Source organism: Actinoplanes sp. NPDC020271 (genome assembly GCF_044388125.1).
GTDB lineage: Bacteria > Actinomycetota > Actinomycetes > Mycobacteriales > Micromonosporaceae > Actinoplanes.
Genome location: NZ_JBIRWQ010000001.1, coordinates 729845 through 750258, shown reverse-complemented (window position 1 = coordinate 750258; position 20414 = coordinate 729845). Strand labels below are relative to the sequence as shown.

The window sequence follows — 20414 nt, the reverse complement described above, 5'->3', positions numbered from 1 at the left end:
CCCGCCACCACCCGTAAAAGGGAAGAAAGATCCTCCCTTGATCCACGCGCGCGGATTGATCAAGAGGTTCGGCGACTTCACCGCGGTCGACGGCATCGACGTCGACGTGCAGCCCGGTGAGGCGTTCGGTTTCCTGGGCCCGAACGGCGCCGGGAAGAGTTCCACCATGCGGATGATCGGCTGCGTCTCCCCGCCCACCGACGGGGTGCTGCAGATCCTGGGCATGGATCCGCGGCGCGACGGGCCGGCCATCCGGGCCCGGCTCGGTGTCTGCCCGCAGCTCGACAACCTGGACGTCGAGCTGACCGTCCGGGAGAACCTGACGACGTATGCGCGGTTCTTCGGCATCCCCCGCGCCACCGCGCGCCGCCGGGCCGACGAGCTGCTGGAGTTCGTCCAGCTCGGTGAGCGGGCCGGCAGCAAGGTCGAGCCGCTCTCCGGCGGCATGAAACGGCGGCTCACGATCGCCCGCGCCCTGGTCAACGAACCCGACCTCGTGCTGCTCGACGAGCCCACCACCGGCCTCGACCCGCAGGCCCGGCACCTGGTGTGGGAGCGGCTGTTCCGGCTCAAGCAGCAGGGGGTGACGCTGGTCCTCACCACCCACTACATGGACGAGGCGGAACAGCTCTGCGACCGCCTGGTGGTGATGGACGGCGGGAAGATCGTCGCGGAGGGTTCACCCCGTGACCTGATCGAGCGCCACTCCACCCGTGAGGTGGTCGAGCTCCGGTTCGCCGGCGACGATCAGGGCACCTGTGCGGAGAAACTCGCCGGCATCGCCGAGCGCGTCGAGGTGCTGCCCGACCGGGTGCTGCTCTACGTCGCCGACGGGGACGAGGCTTTGGCCCAGGTGCACCGGCGCTCGCTGAGCCCGGCGTCGGCGCTGGTCCGCCGGGCCGGCCTGGAGGACGTGTTCCTGCAGCTGACCGGCCGGACGCTGGTGGACTGATGACCTCCTCGGCGTACGTGTTGGAGTACCACCTGGTCAACTACCGCCGCACCTGGCGGTCGAGCGCGCTGTCGACGATGGTGCTGCCGCTGCTGACGATGCTGGGCTTCGGTCTGGGTGTCGGCGGTTACGTGCAGGCCGACATCGACGGCGCCGCCTACCTCGACTGGATCGTGCCCGGGCTGATCGCCTCGACCGCCGCGCAGACCGCGCTCGGCGAGGCGACCTGGCCGGTGCTGAGCAGCTTCGAGTGGCTGAAGGTCTACTTCGCGCAGGCCGCCGCGCCGCTGCGGGTCGGCGACATCCTAGGCGGGCACCTGGCCTTCATGATGTTCCGGGTGCTGCTCAGCGTCGTCGCGTTCCTGCTGGTCGCGGCGCCGTTCGGGGCACTGCACTCGATCTGGACGGTGGCCGTGCTGCCGCTGTCGGTGCTGGTCGGGCTCGCGGTGGCCGCGCCCGTGGTGGCCTACACGGCCAGCATCCGCAGCGACAGCTATCTGGCGATCCTGTTCCGGTTCGCGGTGCTGCCGATGTCGCTCTTCTCCGGGGTGTTCTTCCCGATCGAGTCGCTGCCGGAGCCGCTGCGCTGGCTGGCCTACGCGTTGCCGCTCTGGCACGGGGTGGACCTGACCCGGGCCGCCACGCTCGGTCTCGGCTTCGGGCCGGCCAGGTTGTGGCACGTGCTCTATCTGCTCGTCTGGTGCGTGGCCGGCTGGTTCCTGGCCCGCTGGCGGTTCCAGCGACGGTTGGTGTTCTGACGATGGGCGGGGTGAGATCGTGCTGACGCTGGTCCTTCCGAAGCTGGTGTCGTTCGAGGGCAGCGGCGGCCGGGCCGTGCGGGTCACCGAACGCAACGTCAACGCGCTGAAGTCGGCGTACTGGGTGGTGATGGCCGGCGGCCTGCTGGAGCCGGTGCTCTACCTGTTCTCGATCGGGGTGGGGGTCGGCGCCCTGATCGGCGACATCGCGCTGCCCGGCGGCCGGACGGTGAGCTACACCGAGTTCGTCGCCCCGGCGATGCTGGCGGCGTCCGCGATGAGCGGGGCGCTCGCCGAGACCACCTTCAACTTCTTCGGCAAGATGAAGTTCATGCGGCTGTACGACGGGATGCTGGCCACCCCGATCCGGCCGTTCGAGATCGCGGTGGGCGAGCTGATCTGGGCCATGGTCCGCGGCACCCTCTACTCGGTCGCGTTCCTGACGATCATGGTGGCGATGGACCTGACGACGCCGTTGCGGGCGCTGGCCGCGTTCCCGGCCGCGGTGCTGGTCGGCTTCGCGTTCGGCGCGCTGGGGATGACCGTGGCCACGCTGATCCGCAGCTGGCAGGATTTCGACCTGATCGGGGCCGGGCAGTTCGCGCTGTTCCTGTTCTCCGGGACGTTCGTGCCGGCGCAGGCCTATCCGGTGGCGCTGCGCTGGCTGGTCGAGCTCTCCCCGCTGTACCGGTCGGTGGACCTGATCCGCGGCATCAGCCTGGGCTCGGTGGGGTGGGTGCAGGTCGTCGACGTGCTCTTCCTGCTGGTGCTGCTCGCGGTGGGGCTGACCGTCTCCGGCCGCCGGATGGGCAAGCTGCTGTGTAAGTGACCGCTCTGGGGTAAGTGACCGTTTTTCGACAGCGCGCGGGCGGTGCTGTTCCACCGCCCGCGCGGCCGGCTCAACCCTGGCTCAGCCCGTGCTCGGAGCCCTTCTTCAGTGCGCGGGTGTCGCGCAGCTCCAGGAACGGCTCCTCGTCGGCCGGGTGCCCGGCGGCGATGGCCCGCCCCCGTTCCAGTTCCGCGTCCAGCTCGGCGCCGAGCATGATCGCCATGTTGGAGATCCACAGCCAGACCAGGAACGCGACGACGCCACCCAGGGTCCCGTAGGTCTTGTTGTAGTTCGCGAAGTTCGCCAGGTAGATCGCGAATCCCGCGGACGCGGCCACCCAGAGCAGCACCGCGAAGATGCCGCCCGGGCTGATCCAGCGGAACCCGCCGGTCTTGGCGTTCGGCGACGCCCAGTAGAGGATGGCGAACATCAGGCTGATCAGCACCAGCAGCACCGGCCACTTGGCGATGTTCCAGGTCATCACGGCGGCGCCGCCGAGGCCGATCCGTTCGCCGACGATCCGGGCCAGGTCGCCGGTGAACACGACGATGGCCGCGGAGGCGATCAGCATCACGCCGACGACCGCGGTCACCCCGACCCGGATCGGCAGGGTCTTCCAGATCGGCCGGCCCTCCGGCACGTCGTAGATCGCGTTCGACGCGCGCATGAACGCGGCGATGTACCCGGACGCCGACCAGAACGCGACGACCAGACCGAGGATCGCCGCGAGCCCCGCGCTGCCGGTGTCCTGCACCTGGTCCAGCACGGTGTTGACCAGATCGCGCAGCTCCGCGTTGGGGGCGATCTGGGTGACCGCGTCGGTGACCGTCCGCTGCCCGGTCTCGCCGAGCATGCCGAGCAGCGACACGATCACCAGCGCGCCCGGGAAGATCGACAGCACGCCGTAGTAGGTGAGCGCCGCCGCCCAGTCCGAGACGTTGTCCTCGGAGAACTGTTTGAAGGTCCGCTTCACCGCCGCGAAGATCCCTTTGGCCCGCAGCTGTGACGGCCGGTCCGGTCCGTCGTCGGGCCCCGGCGCGGACAGTTCCCGCGGGTCGGGGGAGCGCCCCACCTCGGTCGTCCCGGCCGCGGCCAGGTCATAGTCCTCCCCGCCGCGCCGTTTCGCGTCGCCGGCCTCGTCCTTGCCCCGGGCGGTGTCCCCGGATCGGGGTGGCGAGTCGTCTCCGGATTGCGCGGACGGCGGGCCGGAAACCGAGGCCAGGCCGGTCGCGGGGACGTTCTTGTCGTCGGAGCCGTGGCGCCCTTCCGGGCTGTGGCGCAGTCTCATGGCGGGCTTCCCTTCGGGCGGGGCGGTGGGCTGCCGTACGCCGTTCCTCCCCGTCACGACGTGCGCATATGTCCTTCCCCGGTAGTTCCCGCGACCCCGTGTCACTAACCCTCCCGCCCTGGTCGGCGCCGGATACCGGCACAGCGTGGAGGAGTAGGCCGGTGTCGGCCGGGTAGGGAGCAAGGTAGGCATTTGCCCCGTGCGAGGGCACGCGGCGTACGCACGAGCAGTCGCGCATTGCATGTCCATTTGTTCAGATGGCGCACGCATGAGGGGGTCCGAGAACGCTCTCCCGAATGTCGTCCGGCATTGCTACTCGCTGGTCACCCCGGGGGTGGAGATCGTCGATCACCTATCCCGACGGCGGGTTTTGATCATGAACGCGCCGGTCACGGTGTCGCACGGCAAGTGTGCCGATGATCCGAGCGGCGCCGCACGCTCGTATCGGAGGGCAGGACATTCCAGGTTGGAGGCACCTATGGCATCCCGCCGGCGGGGTACTGGTCGATCAAGGGCGGTGCCGCGGATGGTCCATACTGGAGTCGTTGGCACGCGCGAATGCACGTGCACCTGCACGGGTGGTCTCGTCCGGGGAGGACATTGATGCGGCTGCGACATCCTTCCGGCCGGATCGTGCACCTCACCTGCGGGCTGAGCCTAACGGACGCGGTGACACCGGCCGACGCCTTCGCGGCACTCGACACCGCCGCCACCGAGCTGCGAGCCGCCCTGAACCGCTGCGGCCTCGCGAACACCGGCAGCGCCGCCGATCCCGGCCCGCTCACGATCGCCCTGCGCCTGTCCCATCCCCTTGCCGCCGCCCTCGTCGACGACGGGCGCGCCCGCACCCGGCTGCGTGCCGAACTCGACGCCCGGAGCCTCGAGGTGGTCACGCTGAGCGGCGGGCCCGACGCCGAGGGCGGCGGCACACCCCCCGAGTCCGAGTCGGCGGCTCTCCCCGACTGGAGCGAGCCGGCCCGCCTCCAGCACACCCTCGAGCTCGCCCGCATACTCGTCGACCTGCTGCCCGAGGACGAGGTCCGCGGCGCGGTCGGCACCTGTGGCCTCGGCCCGCGCGAAACCTGGGACGAAGCCCACGAACGAGCCGGCGCACGACACCTCGGCCGCCTCTCCGGCGGACTGGCCGACCTCGCCTGGCGAGTCGGTCGCGCGGTCCGGGTCGGTTTCGAACCCCATCCGGGGTACGTCCTGGACAGCCCCGAGGAAACCGTCGCCGCCCTGGCCCGCGTCGACAAGGACCGGCTCGGCGTCTGCCTCGACCTCGCCCGGGTGGTCCGCGACTGGCCCGCCCCCGAGGACGGCATCGACCGGCTCACCGACGCCGGGCTCTCCGTCATCACGGTCCGGATCACCGACCCGGCCACCGCCTGGCAGCCGATCCTGCGGCACCTGCTCGCGGCGGACACGGCCCGCACCGAGTACATCGAGGTGGGCGGCAACGGCACGGCGGTGGCTGACATGACGTACGTCATCGGGCAGTTGACCGCCCTCGGCCTCGTGCCGGAAAGCGAACCCTGCACCGCGACCTGATCCCGAAACGGTAAAAGCCGCTCCCGGAGGAGCGGCTTTTACCGTGAAGGGAACAATCAGAGCGTGCTGCTGGATCCCTTGGTGCCGGAGAGCGAATCCGTCGGCGCGAGCAGCTCGTCGGTGCTGCTGCTCGTGGTGGTCGTGGTGCTGTCGGTGCCCGTGGTGCCCAGCTTCTCCCCGAGCTTGGACGACTGCAGCTTGTCCTTGCCCTCGGTGTACAGCTTGTTCGCCTGGGCCTGAGCCACGCCGGCGGCCTCCTGGACCGTCGGGTGCTGCCAGAACTTCTCGGCGTTGGCCCGAATCTCCTCGTACTTCTCGCGACCGGCCCGGCTGCCCAGGACGAAGCCCGCCGCGAGACCGCCGAGGAACAAGAGCTTTCCGCGCATGATGGCGGCTCCTTCCGTGTGGTGTGAAGCAACTGTGTCTGCCGCGTGCATACCCATCCTGCCGCGCCGATACTCCCCGCATCCTGCTTTCACTCCTGTTGCCGCGCGTCACACCTGAAGGATGAGCCGCAGGGGATACCCCTTCGCGCGGGCCCCGAGTCGTCGTGTAATCTTCTCTCCGTCGCCAGGGAAACCGGGCGGCGAGCACGATCCCCTGTAGCTCAATTGGCAGAGCAGCCGGCTGTTAACCGGCAGGTTATTGGTTCGAGTCCAATCGGGGGAGCGAGCGGCCGAGAGGCCCCCCATCCGCGGATGGGGGGCCTCTCGCATTTTGCTCAGGGGGCCGAGCCCCTCCCGGAAACCCCGCGTTACCGTCGGTTGCGGTTCGCCGCTGGTCGCGGCCGACAGATCAAGAGCCGATTGGCGTACGCCCATTGCCGCGCTCCGGCTTCTCGGCTGGGGGTTTTCGGGCCTGTTGTGCTTTCGCCTCCTTGGCCCGAAGTGCGCGGTTACGCTGAGGCCTGCGTTGTTCGCTCTCAGTGAGGTGGTTATGTCGCAGCCGGTCGAGGTGGACGTCGTGATCGTCGGCGGCGGGCTCGCCGGGCTGTCCGCTGCCCGCCGACTCGACCGCGCCGGCGTGGAATGGCTGCTCGTCGAAGGCTCCGACCGGGTCGGCGGGCGAATCGCCACCGACGTCGTCGACGGCTGGCACATGGACCGCGGCTTCCAGGTGCTGAACACCGCCTACCCGCGGCTGCCCGCACTCGTCGACGTCGACGCGCTGCAGATGCGCTACTTCACCTCGGGCGTACTCGTCCGCCGCGGCGGCAACCTGCACCGGCTCGAGAACCCGCTGCGCGAGCCGCTCACCACCCCGCAGACCCTGCTCTCCGGCGTCGGCACACTCAGCGACCGCCTCAAGTTCGCCGCGCTCGCCACCCGATGCGCCACCACACCCGTCGACCGGCTGCTCGACACGCCCGAGATGACCACCCAGGAGATGCTCCGCAAAGCCGGACTGTCCCACCGGATCATCGAAGAGGTGCTGCGGCCGTTCTTCTCCGGCGTGTTCGCCGACCGGTCACTGGAAACCTCCAGCCACGTCACCGCGATGGTGCTGCGCTCCTTCACCCGCGGCCGGATCGGAGTTCCCGCCGCCGGCATGGCCGCGCTGCCCGCCGCGATCGCCGGCCCGCTGCCCTTCCCACAACTGCTGATCGGCGCCCGCACCCTCAGCATCGGCCCCGGCATGGTCGTCACCGAAGGCGGCGAGATCCACTGCCGCGCCGTCATCGTCGCCACCGACCCGGTGCACGCCTCCGAACTGCTCCCGCAACTGCCGAAACCGGACATGCACGGGCTCACCACGTTCTACTTCGGCGCCCCGCACGCCCCCATCGACGAGCCGATCCTGCTGCTCGACGGCGACCGGCGGGAAATCATCGCGAACACCGTGGTCGTCAGCAACGCCGCACCCGAGTACGCCCCCAGCGGCCGTTCACTGATCGCGGCCACCGTCGTCGGCGTCTCCGCCCCGTCCAGCGCCTCCGAAGCCGTCATCCGCGTCGAACTGTCCCGGATGTACGGCACCCCCACCGAGGACTGGGACCTGCTCAACGTCGTCAGCATCCCGCACGCGCTCCCGGCCGCCCGCGTCCCCCAAAGGGCCCTGCGCAAGCCCGTCGCCCTCGGCGACGGCCTCTTCGTCGCGGGTGATCATCGCGACAGTCCGTCCATCCAAGGCGCGCTGGCCGGCGGCTGGCGAACAGCCGGCCAAGTCCTGGCGTCACTCGGCGCCCGGGTCGGATCATGAACGCACGGAGGCGTGATGAGCGACCTGAACCCGGAGAATTTCGCCGAATTCACCACCTCGGACGGCCCCGACTCGCCGAGCATCGCCCTCACCGACGGCCCGGCAACCATCGACCTCCAGCCGCGCGACATGGTCACCGACCCACGACACCAAATAGTTTTGTTGCCACAGACGCTGGTCGAGCAATAGATCGCTAGCTGCCGGAGCGGGCCGCGGGATAGGATCGCCGCCGGTACGGGGCGGTAGCTCAGTGGGTTAGAGCAGGGGACTCATAATCCCTCGGTCGCGGGTTCGAGTCCCGCCCGCCCCACGTTGATCTTGCATGCGAACCACCGAGCCCTGATGGCGGGGCGAGTGGTTCGCATATCGTGCGTCACTGGCGCAGGAGAGCTGATCACCGCCGCTGCCGATCCGTACGGCCGGTGGAGTCCTTCCTGCGGGCGGGGCAGGGCTGCTTGAAGGCGGCCGTCTCGTAGCGGATGGTCGGTAGGGCTGATGACGCCTGTTGCCCTCGCGAGGGTACGGTCCGGCATGGCACGCTTGGGGCAGAATCTGCCGAGAAGGTGAGGTGATCCGATGAGTGTGGCAGTGCTGGAGCACCCGGAGCCATGGAGCGAGGACGAATACTTCGCGCTCGGTGAGACCTCGAATCGGATCGAGCTGATCGATGGGAGCCTGTGGGTGAGTCCCGCCCCGAGCAAACGGCACCAGCACATCGCGTTCCTGCTCGCCATGGGGCTCTACACGGCGGCTGAGCAGTCGGGACTTCTGGTCTTGCAGGACGTCAATCTCCGCCTGGCCGGCGGGCGCATCCTCCAGCCCGACATCGTTGTGGCAGATACCGATGACATCGGTACCACGGTCGAGGCCGGTGAAGCCAAGCTCGTCGTCGAGGTGGTCTCACCGAGCAACGCCGGAACGGATCGGCTCCTCAAGCCTCAGCTGTACGCGGCAGCGGGAATCGCATGGTACTTGCGGGTCGAGCAGCCGCAGGACACCGTCGAACTGCACCTTCACAAGCTGGTCGACGGTCACTACGCCCTTGCCGAGGTCGTGCGCCCCGGTCAGACGCTTGCCTCCGACGAGCCGTTTCCGTTCAAGCTTGAGGTGGCGGCATTGCTACGTCGTCGACACCGCGACTGACGTCCGTCTGCGATCCGCCCCATGTCGGCGACTACGGCAGCGGCCCAGGCAGATCGCCTGAGGCTCTGCCCGGCTTGAGTTTCGAGCGCTCGATCGGCGGCCAGTTGGCCGTAATCAGTGCTCATGCTGGACGTTGACGGCTGCGTGAGCTGGTCAAACGTCCCGGCAGTGGGTCGCCGGTGACGACGTTCGGGTGGTTCGCATGGTGCAACGTCCGGCCCACGTTGATCTTGCATGCGAACCACAGCCGGGTGGTTCGCTGTCGTCGGCTGCTGGCGAAGCGCCGGCGGCGGTTCTCTATCCTGCGCGGGTGTCTTCGCTCAGTGATGCCGAGCTTGATGCCTTGGTCGCCGAGGCGGTCGTGGACTGCTACGACGAGCATGAGCAGCTCAGTGGCCTGTTCGCCATGATTGAGGGCGATCTGGCGGTGCCGTTCGAGACCGAGGTTCTCGGCGTGCCGGTGGTGGTCCGAAAGGTGGATCTGCGCTCGTCGGGGATCGTCGCGATCTGCCATCGTGGCCGGCTGCGGCAGTCGATCGGGATTCTGGATCTTTCGTTGCCGGATCCAGCGCCGGACGGTGCGCAGTGGATCGAGGCGTACCGGTGGTGGGCGGGCACACAGTGAGCGAGTACCAGTACTACGAGTTCGTAGCGCTTGACGAGACTTTGACGCCGAAGCAGCAGGGCGAGTTGCGGGCGGTGTCGTCGCGGGGGCGGATCACGTCGTCGAGTTTCGTCAACGACTATCAGTGGGGCGATCTCAAGGCTGATCCGGCCAAGTGGATGGAGCGGTATTTCGACGCGCATCTGTATTTGGCGAACTGGGGCACGCGGCGGATCATGCTGAGACTGCCCCGAGCGGTGCTGGACCCGGAAACGGTGGAGAGATTCTGTGTCGGCGACTCGGCCGCATCCTGGGCGACCCGTACCCATGTGATCCTCGATCTTCGTAGTGAGGACGAGGACGGCGACGAAGAATGGTCGGACGAGGAAGGACGACTCGCGGCGATCGTGCCGGTCCGGGCGGAGTTGGCCGGCGGTGATCGGCGGCTGCTATATCTGGCTTGGCTGCTGTGTGTGCAGAACCGTGAGTTGAATGGTGAAGAGCCGGAGCCTTCGGTTCCGGCCGGGCTGGCGAAGCTGAGCGGGCCGTTGCGGGCCTTGGCCGACTTCCTTCGCCTGGACCCCGATCTGCTGGACGCGGCGGCAACGGCGAGCCGGCCGTTGAATGAGAAGGAGCCTTCCGCCGTCGACCTGCGCCGCTGGGTCAAATCCCTGCCGACGGCAGACAAGGACGAGGTGCTGTTGCGGGTGTTGCGTGGTGATGCCGGGTTGCTGCGGTCGGAGTTGCTGCGGCGGTTCCACGGTGTGACGGAGGAGTCGCCTGCCGGAGAGGGGCGGACCGCCGGAGACCTACTCGCCGCCGCTGAGGAACGGTGGGCTGCCCGGCAGCAGCGGCAGCGGGCGCGAGAGGCGGCCGAGCGTCAGCGTCGTGAGGAAGCGGCCGCCGCGGCTCGCGAGCAGCGCTTGGACGAGCTGGCACGGAACCCAGTCCGCGCTTGGGACCAGGTGGACGAATTGATCGCGACGAAACGTCCGAAGGACTACGACGCGGCGGTGACCCTGCTTTTGGATCTTCAGGCGCTGGCGGTACGGGAGGGTGAGATCTTCGAGTTCGCGGAGCAGATGACCCGGCTGCGGGACCGGCATGCCCGTAAGCCGAGCCTGATCGATCGTTTCGACCGGGCCCGGCTGACTGAGTTGGCTGCCGGGGTCGCGGCGGCCGACGTGTGAAGATTGGCCGGTGGTGTCCGTTGACGCGGCGACTGACGACGAGGGCGCTCGGCTTCGTCGTGAGCTGCAGCGGTTGCGGGCGGAGAACCATCGGCTGTCGCGTCTGCTGGAACTGCGGGGCCAGGACACCGCTCCGGCGCCGGAGCAACTCGCCGCGACGGCCACGCCGGGGCCGGTCACGATGGCGTCGCCAGTGCCGGAGAAGCTGGCGTTCTACGCCAACCTCTTCCGGGGGCGGCGAGATGCTTATGCGAAGCGATGGGAGAACAGCCGGCTGGGTTCGGCGGGGTGGTCTCCGGCGGTGGCGGGTGGCTGGCGCAAGGGTATGGGCCGGCGCACGGCGGCCTATCTGCCGCTCACCCCGGAGGTCACGGCCGCCCATCTCGTCGGTGACGTGTTGATGGGCCTGTATCCGCTGCTCACCGACAACAGCTGCCACTTCCTGGCCGCGGACTTCGACGGCAGCACTGCGATGCTCGACGTGCTGGCCTACTGCAAAGCTGCCCGAGCCAGTGGTGTCCCGGCGGCTTTGGAGATCTCCCAGTCGGGACGCGGCGCGCACGCATGGATCTTCTTCACTGGCCCGATTCCCGCGCCTACGGCCCGATCGGTCGGAACGGTCCTGCTGCATGAGGCCATGGTTCTGCGCGGCTCCGTGGACCTGCGCTCGTACGATCGCCTGTTCCCGAACCAGGACGTCCTACCCGACGGAGGCCTCGGCAACCTGATCGCGGCGCCGCTGCAGGGCCGGCGCCGCAAAGATGGCCTGACGCTTTTCCTCGACCTGGCGACCCTGGAACCGTACGAGGACCAGTGGGCCTTCCTGTCGGTCCTCGACCGGCTCAGCCCGGGCGATGCGGAGAGAGTCGCCCGTCGCGCGAAACAGGCCGTCGTCGGCACCGGTGTGGCGAAGATGAGTAGGTCGGATGCCACCAAGGTCCACCCGCCGCTGCCAACGACGGTGAAGGCAGATCTCGCGGCGGGCCTGAGTATCGACATCTCGCAACTGCCGGCGGCCGCGCTGACCACGTTCAAGCACGCGGCCTCGCTGGCCAATCCGAAGTTCTACGAGTTGCAGCGGTTTCGCAAGTCGACCTGGGATACACCACGATTCCTTCGGGGCTACGACATCACGCTGGACGGCCGCTTGGTCCTTCCGCGCGGGTTGCGGCACGCAGTCGGACGAATTGTTGAGGATGCCGGATCCCGATTGGCAGTCACGGATACGCGGGATGCCGGCAGGGAGATCGAGGTCGCTTTCACCGCTGAACTGACCACCAGGCAAAGCGCCGGGGTGAGTGCGATGCTTGCCCATGACGACGGCATGCTGGTGGCCCCACCGGGCTCGGGCAAGACCGTGATGGCCTGCGCGATGATCGCCGAACGCGCCACCTCGACCCTGATTCTCGTCGATCGCAAAGCGCTGGCCGAACAGTGGCGGTCGCGCATCGAGCGGTTCCTCGGCGTACGGCCGGGGCAGATCGGCGGCGGCCGGCGCAAGCTCACTGGTGTCGTAGATGTCGCGATGTTGCCCTCGCTGGCCCGTCGTGCCGACGTCGCGGACCTCACCGCAGGGTACGGGCACGTGATCGTCGACGAATGTCACCACCTTGCCGCAGCCGCGTACGACCATGCGGTCAAACGGATCGGCGCGCAATTCTGGCTCGGCCTCACCGCGACGCCGACCCGCCGGGACGGCCTCGGGGAACTCGTGACCTGGCAGCTCGGCCCTGTTCGGCACACCGTGACCAACGAGGACCCGGACACGCTCGCCGCCGTCTGGCAGGACGAGACCGGTCCACGCCGCCTGTTGTTCGTCCACGAGACCCAGCTCCGGGCCGATGACGAGGACCTGTCGTCACCGGGCGCACTGGCGGCCGTGCACCGATCCCTGATCGGGGATGAAGCACGAAACGCCCAGATCGTCGACGATGTCGCGGCTGCCCTCGCCAAGGGGCGCAACTGTCTCGTGCTGACCCGCCGGGTCGCCCATGTCGAGACCCTGGCTTCCCTCCTCGCGGATCGCGGATATCAAGCACTCCTGCTGCAAGGCGGCATGACCGCTGCGGATCGTCGTGCGGCAGTCGACCGGCTCGCCGAGGCGAAGGCCGGCGATGGGATCCTCGTCATTGGCACCACTCCGTTCATCGGTGAAGGTTTCGACGCACCCGTCCTCGACACCCTGTTCCTGGCCGGGCCGATCTCCTTCGACGGCCTCCTGGTCCAGTGCGCCGGCCGGGTAATCCGATCGGCGCCCGGAAAGGACGTCGCGGAGGTACACGACTACCACGACCCGGCGACGCCGATCCTGGCTGTCTCGCTGCAACGCCGAATGCCCGGCTATCGCGCGCTGGGCTTCACCAAGCCGTAGCGGCTTTCGGATTTTTCGAATAGCGGTATGCTGGCTTCATGTCGAGCACCCTGCGTGAACGAACCGTTCTGCCACCTGAAAATCCCGCGGACCTGGTGCGCTTCGCGCGCGGTATGGCCGCCGCCGAGGCCCCCGCCCGAGCGAAGCTGGTGGGCCCGGACGGTTCGCAGCTCGACATCCCCGCCGAACTCTACGAACTGCTACGTGACGTCGTCGGTGCCCTGTCGCAGGGGATGGCCATTTCGATCGCCCCGCACAACACGATGCTGACCACCCAAGAGGCAGCTGACCTGCTCAACATCTCACGACCTACGCTGGTCCGCCTGCTGACCGACGGCGAGATTCCGCACAGCCTGCGCGGCCGGCATCGGCGAGTTCTGCTGCGTGACATCCTCGACTACTCCGAACGCACCCGCACCGAACGCCGCCGCGCCCTGGACCAGATGGCCGCAGACGCCGAGGACGACGACCTGTACGAGATCACCCTCGGCTCACCGCCGTCGAGGTGACAGCCGGTCATGGTGGCGTTTCCCGCGTTCCTTGACATCTGCGTGCTCTACCCGGCCTACCTGTGCGGCACCCTGCTTCGCCTCGCCGAAGCCTCCGCATACCGGCCGCTCTGGTCGGCCGACGTCTTCGGCCGAACTACGTCACAACCTCACCAAGCGTGGGCTACCACCGGACCGGGTCGATCGGCGGCTCGGCCAGATGAGCCGGTCATTTCCCGACGCCCTGGTCACTGGCTATGAGTCACTTGTCGACGGTATGACGAACCATCCGAAGGACCGGCACGTTCTGGCTGCCGCTGTACGCGCCAATGCCGAAGTCATCGTTACCTTCAACCTCAGCGACTTCCCCGAGCCGGCCCTCAAGCCCTACGACATCGCTGCCATCCACCCCGACGATTTCCTCCTCGACCAACTCGATCTCTACCCCGGCTTGACCATGGACGTGCTCCGTCACCAAGCCGCGTCCTACCGACGAGCGCCGAACACCGTGCCGGAGGTCCTCGTCCTTCTGCAACGCACCGGCGTACCTAGATTCGCGGCTGAAGTACGACGCCATCTTGGCCCCCCGGCCTGGTAGCGCAGCACTCCGAGGCGGCTGAGGGTGGGTCTGAATCAGACTATCGGGCTGGTCGAATACCCCTTGAACTGGCCAAATGTCCCCGGCAGTGGGTTGCCGGTGACGGTTGCCGGGTGGTTCGTATGGTGCAACGTCCGGCCCACAGCTCGGTTGACCCGCACATTGAGCCTTTTTCATCCTGCGTAGCGGTTCGCTTCGACGTGGTGCAGGACGAGGATGGCTTGCACGATTGCGGTGGCCCGGCGTGGGCAGCAGCGCAGCTTGACGAGGATCTTCCAAGTCTTGAGCGTGGCGATCGCTCGTTCACCGCGGGCACGGATCTTCGCGTGGGCGCGGTTGACCGCCGTCTGCCGGCGTGACAGCTTCGGCCGGAAGCGCCGCCGCTTGAATGGGGTACGCACGCTGCCGCGGGCACCTTGGTATCCCTTATCTGCGAAGGTCATGACGTCTGCACTGGTCAGCGCGTCGATGATGCCGTGAGTCCGGGCGGCGGTCAGGTCATGGGTCGAGCCGGGCAGCGCTGGCCAGGCCCAGACGAGACGGCCGGCTGCGTCGGCGATGACTTGCACGTTGACGCCATGGCGTCGGTGCTTGCCGGAGTAGTACGGCCGCTGGTCGGCGACCCGGTCGATCGGGACAAGGGTGCCGTCGAGGATGGCGTACGCCAGTTGCCGGATGCGCCGCATCGCGCTGGCGAGGTTGTCGGCGGCCGCGCTGAGCAGGGCGATTGCCTCCTGCACGTAGCGCCATGCGGTAGCGATCCCGATCTCGAAGCCAGTGGCGAGGCGGATGTAGGTGTCGCCGTTGCGCAGGTGGGCGAGGGCGAGTAGGGCCTGGCGACCTGGGTTGAGGCGCCGCCAGCGGGATCGTCGCTGCTGACGGTGGATGCGGATGCGTTCGGCCAGGTGGTTCAGGGTGCGGCTGGACAACGAGATCGTGGCAGGGTAGGACAGCATGGCGAGGCTCCCGGTTGGGGCTTCGAGTCTTGGTCGACAGCTGTCCTACCTGGAGCCTCGCCCTCGTCGATCAGCGGCCCTGCCGGCCGATCTGACCTGCAAGATCAGGTTGGAAAAGGTTCAATATTCGGCTGCAGTCCGCGCGCAGACCGCGGGCTGGTTCGGTGCGTCCGGCGACGCTTATCGCGCCCATGCTGGTGAGCAGATCGCCGCAGTCGACGGGATCGCAACCGTGGCGAACGCGATCTCGTATGCGGTCGAAGGTGCTGGTCTACTGGTCGGGCTGGTCCGGGAGATCGTGCGGGATCTGGTCACCCAGTTCGTTGCGACACTCGCCGTGCGGTTGCCGCAGTGGCTGGCTGCGGAGGGCGTCACGCTCGGCTTGGCTACCCCGGTGGTCGCCGCCCAGGTGGCCACGCTGGTCGCCAAGTGGGTCAACCGGATCCAGCATTTCATCCGGGCGCTGCTGAACAGCCTGCGACGTCTGAACGGCAAACTCGGCGAACTCGCCGGCATCCTCGACCGGCTCAAGCGGCTACTCGCACGACTCAGTCGCAGCGAGCCGGCAAGCTCGACAGCACCTCGTGGTGTGAGTTTGTACTCGCGATCCGGCGCATTGTCGAATCGTGAGGTTCTCGAGCAGGACGTCGGTTTGCCGCTAACCGTGGATACCGTTCAGCACTATGCCGAAATGGCTGGCGTTGATTTTCGGGGAGTGTCGGTCGAAGTCGTCGAGAGCGCCGATGATATCGCCTACCTGGATTTTCAGGGTGCTGTGGCCAGGACTGACTCGCTCGGCGTCCAGTTGGGCCCTGCGGCGTTTCAGGATGAGGAGACGTTGGTACGGACTCTCGGGCACGAAAGCGTGCATGTCCGCCAGCACGAGGATGGCCGGATCACGACCATGACGGGACCACTGGAGGATGAGGCGTACGGGGCTGAGGAAGGCTTCGTCGAGACATGGAGGAGGAACCGCGCATGACCCGGCTCACCATCGAGCGAGTGCACCGCTTGTCGAGTCGCCCCTGGCTGTTCGTCACCGGGCAACTTGAGGGCGACGCCCTACGCATCGGTGACGAACTCACGGTCTTGGACGGTGGCACACCCTCCGGTCTTGCAGTGGTGAGGTCCATCGAACTGCACGCCGCATCGTCGAAGACCACGGTCGCCGTCGAGGTAGACGTCGTTGACTCTGTCCGGGAAGGTGCGGTACTGGCCCGCGTCAGCTGAGCTGGTATTCGAGAGCGCCGGATGCGGAACATCTTCGACTGCGGCGATGACCTCCGGCAGATCTTCTGAGGCGTTGTCCGCCTTGAGTTTCGAGTGCTCGAGCGGCGGCCGGTTGACAGCTGCCAGTGCATACGACGGACCTTGGCTGCCGCGTGAGCTGGTCAAACGTCCCGGTAGCGGGTCGCCGGTGACGATGACCAGGTGGTTCGTGTGGTGTAACGTCCGGCCCACAACCTGTTGACCTGCGACTCCTCGCGGGTCGAATGAGCTGCCGCGCTGGGTGCCTTTGGTGCCGAGGCGGTTGTGGCTTGCTACGGCGAGCATGAGCAGCTCAGTGGCCTCTGCTTCATCGATCGAGGACGATCGGGCGGTGCTGTTCGGTATCGAGGTTCCCGGGGTGCCGATGGGTGGTCCGGAAGGTTGGTCGGCGTTCGTCGGGGATCGTGGCGATCTGTCACCGTGGCCGGCTGCGGCAGGCGATCGGGATTCTGGACCTCTCGTTGCCTGATGGTGCGCCATAGAGCCAGGTGTACCGATGGCGGCCGCAGGCGGGCCGGGCCAGAAGTGGCCCGGCCCGGTGTCACCGGACGTGTCAGCGCAGGGCGTATGCCCGGATGACGGTCTGGGTGACCGTGTTCCCCCTCGTGTCGGTGGCGGAGACGCGCAGCGAGGCGAAACCGGTGCCGCGCGGGTGGTTGACCGTGACGGTCCGGTTGTTGCCGAGGCCGCGTACGTCGGCGCGGTGCCAGGTCTTGCCGTCGTCGTAGGAGACGTCGACCTTGACCGTGCGGGCCTTACCGGCTGTGGAGCCGGGCTGCTGCTCGACGGTCAGCGGGATGTCGAAGCGGCGGCCGGCGGGCGCCGCGTTGTTGACGTCGAGACGCGGGCTGAAACGGATCGTCGAGATCGGCAGCCGCGTGTACGTCGTGCCGGAGACGTGTCCGGATCGGAACGTCCACGCCGCATTCACCGAGGTGGAAAAGAGGTGCGGGGCACCGCGGGTGGCCGCTGCCTCCAACCGGTACGTAGCCTGCTCGGCGGGCAGGTCGTACTCGTTCCCCTCGCCGATCTTGGTTTTGCCCCGGTAGAGCGCGACCACCTCACTGTCGCCGGTGGACCAGCCGGGGCGGCCGGCACCGTCACCGAACAGCGGGACGGCGGCGAACAGGTGATCGCCCTGGCGGCCGGCCCAACCGCCCTCCCACGACGGCTGGGTGACGTTCGGGCCGAACACGGCCGTGTTCCATGCCTGATGGTAAGTGTGACCGGCACGGAACGTGGCCCCGCTGGCGGTCTGGTCGGTGATCAGCTCCGGGTGGTCCTGCTCGGTGGCGGCAGGCGTCTGCTGGGTGAAGTCGAGCATCCAGGGCGCTTCGACGCTCAGGTACTCGGTGCGGTGCGCGGGCAGGTCGAACGGCACGGCCGCCGCCCAGCCGCTGGATCGTTCGTCGAACTGGGCGAAGTTGCTCCGTACGCCATCGGCCCCGATCGCCGACACCGAGTAGTCGGCCTTGATGGTGGCCAGGTCGCGCAGCCGCGGCTTCTTGGTGAGGCCGTCGAACATCTTGCCGCGCCGGCCGTACGCCAGGTCGGTGCTCCACGTGCTGTTCTCGAACGTGCCGGCCGGGCCCGGCTCTGCGAACGAGCCGTTAACGCTGGCCAGGAAGTAGTCCTTGGCGACGGGGGAGGCCGGCGCCGCGGACAGCGAGGTGAAGTCGGCGCCGAGCGTGGTCGTCCCGACAACGAGGTCGTCGAGCAGCCACTCCGCGTTGACGGCGGCGAGCGCGACGCCCGCGCCGGCTTGCGGCGCGGTCACGGTGATCGGCTTGGCCTTACGGCCGTCGAAGGTGATCGTGGCGGGTCCGTCGACGACCAGCTCGGTGTGGGTGAGCATCGCGGTGGTCTCGGCCTCCGCGTTGTTGATCCACACGTAGGCGCCGTAGGTGCCCTTCGGCAGGCGGAGCTTCTCGGTGCCCTGAGCCTGGTAGACGTCGTAGAACCCGGTGCCGTCCAGGTTGAACAGCGACGCGTAGTGGTCGAGGCTCGGCGTACCGTCCGGGTTGATCGTCTCGACGGTGACGTCGTAGCTCTCCACCTCGCGGTCGACGCCGATCGGCGTGACCACGCGGATGCCGCCGATGGCGGTGGCCACCAGGCGGTCGCCGTACAGCTTGTCGGCGAGCGCCGGGTTGCTGGTGTCGGCGGTGACCGTGGTGCTGGCGGTGCCGCCGGCCGGGACGCTCAGGTGGGTGGCGGCGACGGTGAACGGCGCGGCCGGCGTGGACAGGGTCAGGTCGACCGCGGCCGTGCCCGAGTTGCGGTAGGTGACGGTCCTGGTGACCGGCTTGTCGTCGCCGTGCGGCCAGTTCTGCAGGCCGAAGCCGAGGCTGCCTTCGTCGGCGGTGACCGACTGGGTGATCTCCCGTGCCACGTCGACCCGGCCGGCGCCCTGGTCGAACGCGCTGACCCCGGCGGTCGGCTCGGCCGAACCCATCAACGTGTTCTTGCGCAGGCTCGACGACCAGCCGGGGTGCTCCTGGGTCAGGATCGCCGCGGCGCCGGCCACGTGCGGGGTGGCCATCGACGTGCCGGAGAGGGCGACGTAGCCGTCGACCGGCGCCGGGTCACCGATGAATCCGTTCTTCGCCTTGGCGGCCACGATGTCCACGCCGGGCGCGGTGATCTCCGGCTTGAGGCCGTGGTCCCCGGCTCGCGGGCCGGTGCTGGAGAAGTCCGCCATCTGGTTGTCACGGTCGACGGCGCCGACCGACAGCGCCGCGTCGGCGGTCGAGGGCGAGCCGACCGAGTTCGGGCCGGCGTTGCCGGACGCGATCACGAACAGCGTGTCGTACTGCGCGGTCAGGTCGTTGACGGCCTGTTCGAGCGGATCGATCTCGGGGGTGTCGCCGCCGCCGAGGCTCATGTTGACGACCGGAGCGTGCGCGGCCGCCCAGGCCATGCCGGCCAGGATCGCCGAGTCGTCGCAGAACTCGGTCTCGCACACCTTGCCGATCAGCAGTTTGGCGCCGGGGGCGACACCCTTGTAGCGGCCACCCGACGCGGCCCCGCTGCCGGCGATGATCGAGGCGACGTGGGTGCCGTGCCCGACCTCGTCGTCGGTGGACGCGGTGGTGGTGAAGTTCTCCGCGCCGACGATCTTCCCGGCCAGGTCCGGGTGGGTGGCGTCGACGCCGGTGTCGAGGATCGCGACGGTGACGCCGGTGCCGTCGTAGCCCGCCTGCCAGGCGGTCGGCGCGCCGATCTGCGGCACGCTGTGGTCGAGCGTCACCTTGCGCTTGCCGTCCAGCCAGATGCCCTGCACGCCGGGCTTGAGGGCTTTCGCCTTCGCCGTACCGCTGGTCAGGCCGGACCAGAGGGACGTGCTTTCTGCGGTGTCGACGCTCGCCGCCAGGGTTTTCGCCGGGGCGATGTCCCGTGTCACGCGCGCTCCGCCGGCAGTGATCGCGCCGCGTGCACCGCTCGCGCCGTTCTTGGCGTACGTCACGAGCAGGCGAAGGTCGCTGCCGCCCTGGGTGGTGAGGTCGTTGACGTCGAAGAGCCGCTTGTCGAGCCGTCCGGCGCGCAGGAGTGCGAGCGCGTCGGACGGGATGACGTAGCGGTGGCCCTTGGCCGTGTAGCTCAGGAAGCGGATCTTGTTGCGCCCCGGGCCGGGCTGGATCGAGGCGGTCGTGCCACGAGTGACGACCCGGTCGCCGGTGATCAGCGTGACCGAGCCGGGTTTCACCTGTGCGGGTGTGCCGGTGTTCGTGGACGGAGCGGCTGCCGCCGGTGCCTGCAACGCCCCGATGGCCAGGGCTGAGATGAGCAGAACGGCGGGCAGTCTTCGTCGACGCATCTGGTGCCTCCCCGTGCCGGGCCCGTCCCGGCTCCACGATAGACACTGACAAATGGATGCAAGCCCCTGAACCAGTCATGAGGAGAGGTTTTCGCCGCTCCTGGTATCGGCCACGTACGGGCGGAACCGGCTGTCTGCGGGCCACCGGAATGCCGAGACGATCTCGTCAGTGCCATGTGCGAGACCAGACCTGTTCCGACGGATACGAGATCGGCCCGACGCCGAACGGCGCGCCTGGTCGCCCGTAGTCCTCTGGCTGGATCATCGACATGCGTATGCCGGGGGTGCCTGTGCTCTCGGCGACGTGACGAGGCGCGACACGAAACTGACGGGAGCTCCGTTTCGCGGCGCAGCGAGTTGACCACCTCGACGCAGTCGTAGGGATTGCCACCGGTGCGGGC

Annotated in this window: 18 protein-coding genes and 2 tRNA genes; 14 read left to right on the top strand and 6 right to left on the bottom strand. The window is 68.3% G+C overall.

From position 1 onward, the window contains the following. The first annotated feature begins 37 nt into the window (after positions 1-37). Genes ACH442_RS03260 through ACH442_RS03250 form a run of 3 tightly spaced genes read left to right on the top strand, consistent with a single transcriptional unit; the run spans position 38 to position 2539 of the window. On the top strand, positions 38-952 hold the full coding sequence (locus ACH442_RS03260; protein ID WP_396120904.1) for an ABC transporter ATP-binding protein: 915 nt from the start codon (positions 38-40) through the stop codon (positions 950-952). Beyond that, on the top strand, positions 952-1710 hold the full coding sequence (locus ACH442_RS03255) for an ABC transporter permease (RefSeq protein ID WP_396120903.1): 759 nt from the start codon (positions 952-954) through the stop codon (positions 1708-1710). The genes ACH442_RS03260 and ACH442_RS03255 overlap by 1 nt, the downstream gene beginning before the upstream one ends. Positions 1711-1729: 19 nt before the next feature. Next, entirely contained in the window at positions 1730-2539 is an 810-nt protein-coding gene (locus ACH442_RS03250; RefSeq protein ID WP_396120902.1) for an ABC transporter permease, read from the top strand. Positions 2540-2609: 70 nt separating this feature from the next. Here ACH442_RS03250 and ACH442_RS03245 read toward each other — a convergent pair whose 3' ends face one another. Beyond that, a complete protein-coding gene (locus ACH442_RS03245) occupies positions 2610-3827 on the bottom strand; it encodes a YihY/virulence factor BrkB family protein (protein ID WP_396120901.1) in 1218 nt (405 codons plus the stop codon). 603 nt (positions 3828-4430) lie between these two features. Between ACH442_RS03245 and ACH442_RS03240 the strand changes: the two genes are divergently transcribed. Beyond that, entirely contained in the window at positions 4431-5378 is a 948-nt protein-coding gene (locus tag ACH442_RS03240) for a sugar phosphate isomerase/epimerase family protein (RefSeq protein WP_396120900.1), read from the top strand. 56 nt (positions 5379-5434) lie between these two features. On the opposite strand, the gene ACH442_RS03235 is transcribed toward ACH442_RS03240, so the two are convergent. After that, entirely contained in the window at positions 5435-5764 is a 330-nt protein-coding gene (locus ACH442_RS03235) for a hypothetical protein (protein WP_396120899.1), read from the bottom strand. Positions 5765-5974: 210 nt separating this feature from the next. Here ACH442_RS03235 and ACH442_RS03230 point away from each other — a divergent pair. The 9 genes from ACH442_RS03230 to ACH442_RS03190 all read left to right on the top strand — a co-directional run bounded on the left by ACH442_RS03230 (position 5975) and on the right by ACH442_RS03190 (position 13394). Continuing rightward, positions 5975-6047: transfer RNA gene (locus ACH442_RS03230), tRNA-Asn, on the top strand. Positions 6048-6314: 267 nt separating this feature from the next. Further along, positions 6315-7577 carry an NAD(P)/FAD-dependent oxidoreductase gene (locus ACH442_RS03225; RefSeq protein ID WP_396120898.1) on the top strand — a complete coding sequence of 421 codons (1263 nt, stop codon included), beginning with the start codon at positions 6315-6317 and terminating at the stop codon, positions 7575-7577. A 15-nt stretch (positions 7578-7592) separates the two neighbouring features. Then, positions 7593-7766 carry a hypothetical protein gene (locus tag ACH442_RS03220; protein ID WP_396120897.1) on the top strand — a complete coding sequence of 58 codons (174 nt, stop codon included), beginning with the start codon at positions 7593-7595 and terminating at the stop codon, positions 7764-7766. Positions 7767-7813: 47 nt separating this feature from the next. Continuing rightward, positions 7814-7887 (top strand) — tRNA-Ile (locus ACH442_RS03215). 266 nt (positions 7888-8153) lie between these two features. Beyond that, positions 8154-8720, top strand: coding sequence for a Uma2 family endonuclease (locus tag ACH442_RS03210; RefSeq protein ID WP_396120896.1), 567 nt, complete (start codon positions 8154-8156; stop codon positions 8718-8720). Positions 8721-8922: 202 nt separating this feature from the next. Further along, on the top strand, positions 8923-9345 hold the full coding sequence (locus ACH442_RS03205; protein ID WP_396120895.1) for a hypothetical protein: 423 nt from the start codon (positions 8923-8925) through the stop codon (positions 9343-9345). Then, positions 9342-10514, top strand: a complete 1173-nt coding sequence (locus tag ACH442_RS03200; RefSeq protein ID WP_396120894.1) for a hypothetical protein — start codon at positions 9342-9344, stop codon at positions 10512-10514. Before ACH442_RS03205 ends, ACH442_RS03200 begins: the two co-directional genes overlap by 4 nt. Before the next feature lie 10 nt (positions 10515-10524). Next, the gene (locus tag ACH442_RS03195; protein WP_396120893.1) at positions 10525-12885 is read left to right on the top strand and encodes a TOTE conflict system archaeo-eukaryotic primase domain-containing protein; all 2361 of its coding nucleotides are present in this window, start codon (positions 10525-10527) and stop codon (positions 12883-12885) included. A 38-nt stretch (positions 12886-12923) separates the two neighbouring features. Continuing rightward, positions 12924-13394, top strand: a complete 471-nt coding sequence (locus tag ACH442_RS03190; RefSeq protein ID WP_396120892.1) for a helix-turn-helix domain-containing protein — start codon at positions 12924-12926, stop codon at positions 13392-13394. A 241-nt stretch (positions 13395-13635) separates the two neighbouring features. Here ACH442_RS03190 and ACH442_RS03185 read toward each other — a convergent pair whose 3' ends face one another. Further along, positions 13636-13950, bottom strand: coding sequence for a hypothetical protein (locus ACH442_RS03185; RefSeq protein ID WP_396120891.1), 315 nt, complete (start codon positions 13948-13950; stop codon positions 13636-13638). A 194-nt stretch (positions 13951-14144) separates the two neighbouring features. Beyond that, positions 14145-14927 (bottom strand): transposase family protein, encoded by a 783-nt coding sequence (locus tag ACH442_RS03180; RefSeq protein ID WP_396120890.1) that lies wholly within the window; start codon positions 14925-14927, stop codon positions 14145-14147. A gap of 109 nt (positions 14928-15036) precedes the next feature. Here ACH442_RS03180 and ACH442_RS03175 point away from each other — a divergent pair, with 109 nt between their 5' ends. Further along, on the top strand, positions 15037-15909 hold the full coding sequence (locus ACH442_RS03175) for a hypothetical protein (RefSeq protein ID WP_396120889.1): 873 nt from the start codon (positions 15037-15039) through the stop codon (positions 15907-15909). A gap of 80 nt (positions 15910-15989) precedes the next feature. Here the strand turns inward: ACH442_RS03175 and ACH442_RS03170 are convergent, their stop codons facing one another. Next, positions 15990-16481, bottom strand: a complete 492-nt coding sequence (locus ACH442_RS03170; RefSeq protein WP_396120888.1) for a hypothetical protein — start codon at positions 16479-16481, stop codon at positions 15990-15992. Positions 16482-16749: 268 nt separating this feature from the next. Beyond that, positions 16750-20013, bottom strand: coding sequence for a S8 family serine peptidase (locus tag ACH442_RS03165; protein WP_396120887.1), 3264 nt, complete (start codon positions 20011-20013; stop codon positions 16750-16752). Positions 20014-20414 lie beyond the last annotated feature (401 nt).

What these genes read in the sequence shown, in the direction of transcription:
- ACH442_RS03180 (WP_396120890.1), bottom strand. Translation starts at nt 14,927, where the DNA reads ATGCTGTCCTACCCTGCCACGATCTCGTTGTCCAGCCGCACCCTGAAC.
- ACH442_RS03240 (WP_396120900.1), top strand. Translation starts at nt 4,431, where the DNA reads ATGCGGCTGCGACATCCTTCCGGCCGGATCGTGCACCTCACCTGCGGG.
- ACH442_RS03205 (WP_396120895.1), top strand. Translation starts at nt 8,923, where the DNA reads ATGGTGCAACGTCCGGCCCACGTTGATCTTGCATGCGAACCACAGCCG.
- ACH442_RS03170 (WP_396120888.1), bottom strand. Translation starts at nt 16,481, where the DNA reads ATGCTCGCCGTAGCAAGCCACAACCGCCTCGGCACCAAAGGCACCCAG.
- ACH442_RS03220 (WP_396120897.1), top strand. Translation starts at nt 7,593, where the DNA reads ATGAGCGACCTGAACCCGGAGAATTTCGCCGAATTCACCACCTCGGAC.
- ACH442_RS03190 (WP_396120892.1), top strand. Translation starts at nt 12,924, where the DNA reads ATGTCGAGCACCCTGCGTGAACGAACCGTTCTGCCACCTGAAAATCCC.
- ACH442_RS03185 (WP_396120891.1), bottom strand. Translation starts at nt 13,950, where the DNA reads ATGGCGTCGTACTTCAGCCGCGAATCTAGGTACGCCGGTGCGTTGCAG.
- ACH442_RS03255 (WP_396120903.1), top strand. Translation starts at nt 952, where the DNA reads ATGACCTCCTCGGCGTACGTGTTGGAGTACCACCTGGTCAACTACCGC.
- ACH442_RS03225 (WP_396120898.1), top strand. Translation starts at nt 6,315, where the DNA reads ATGTCGCAGCCGGTCGAGGTGGACGTCGTGATCGTCGGCGGCGGGCTC.
- ACH442_RS03165 (WP_396120887.1), bottom strand. Translation starts at nt 20,013, where the DNA reads ATGCGTCGACGAAGACTGCCCGCCGTTCTGCTCATCTCAGCCCTGGCC.
- ACH442_RS03210 (WP_396120896.1), top strand. Translation starts at nt 8,154, where the DNA reads ATGAGTGTGGCAGTGCTGGAGCACCCGGAGCCATGGAGCGAGGACGAA.
- ACH442_RS03245 (WP_396120901.1), bottom strand. Translation starts at nt 3,827, where the DNA reads ATGAGACTGCGCCACAGCCCGGAAGGGCGCCACGGCTCCGACGACAAG.
- ACH442_RS03235 (WP_396120899.1), bottom strand. Translation starts at nt 5,764, where the DNA reads ATGCGCGGAAAGCTCTTGTTCCTCGGCGGTCTCGCGGCGGGCTTCGTC.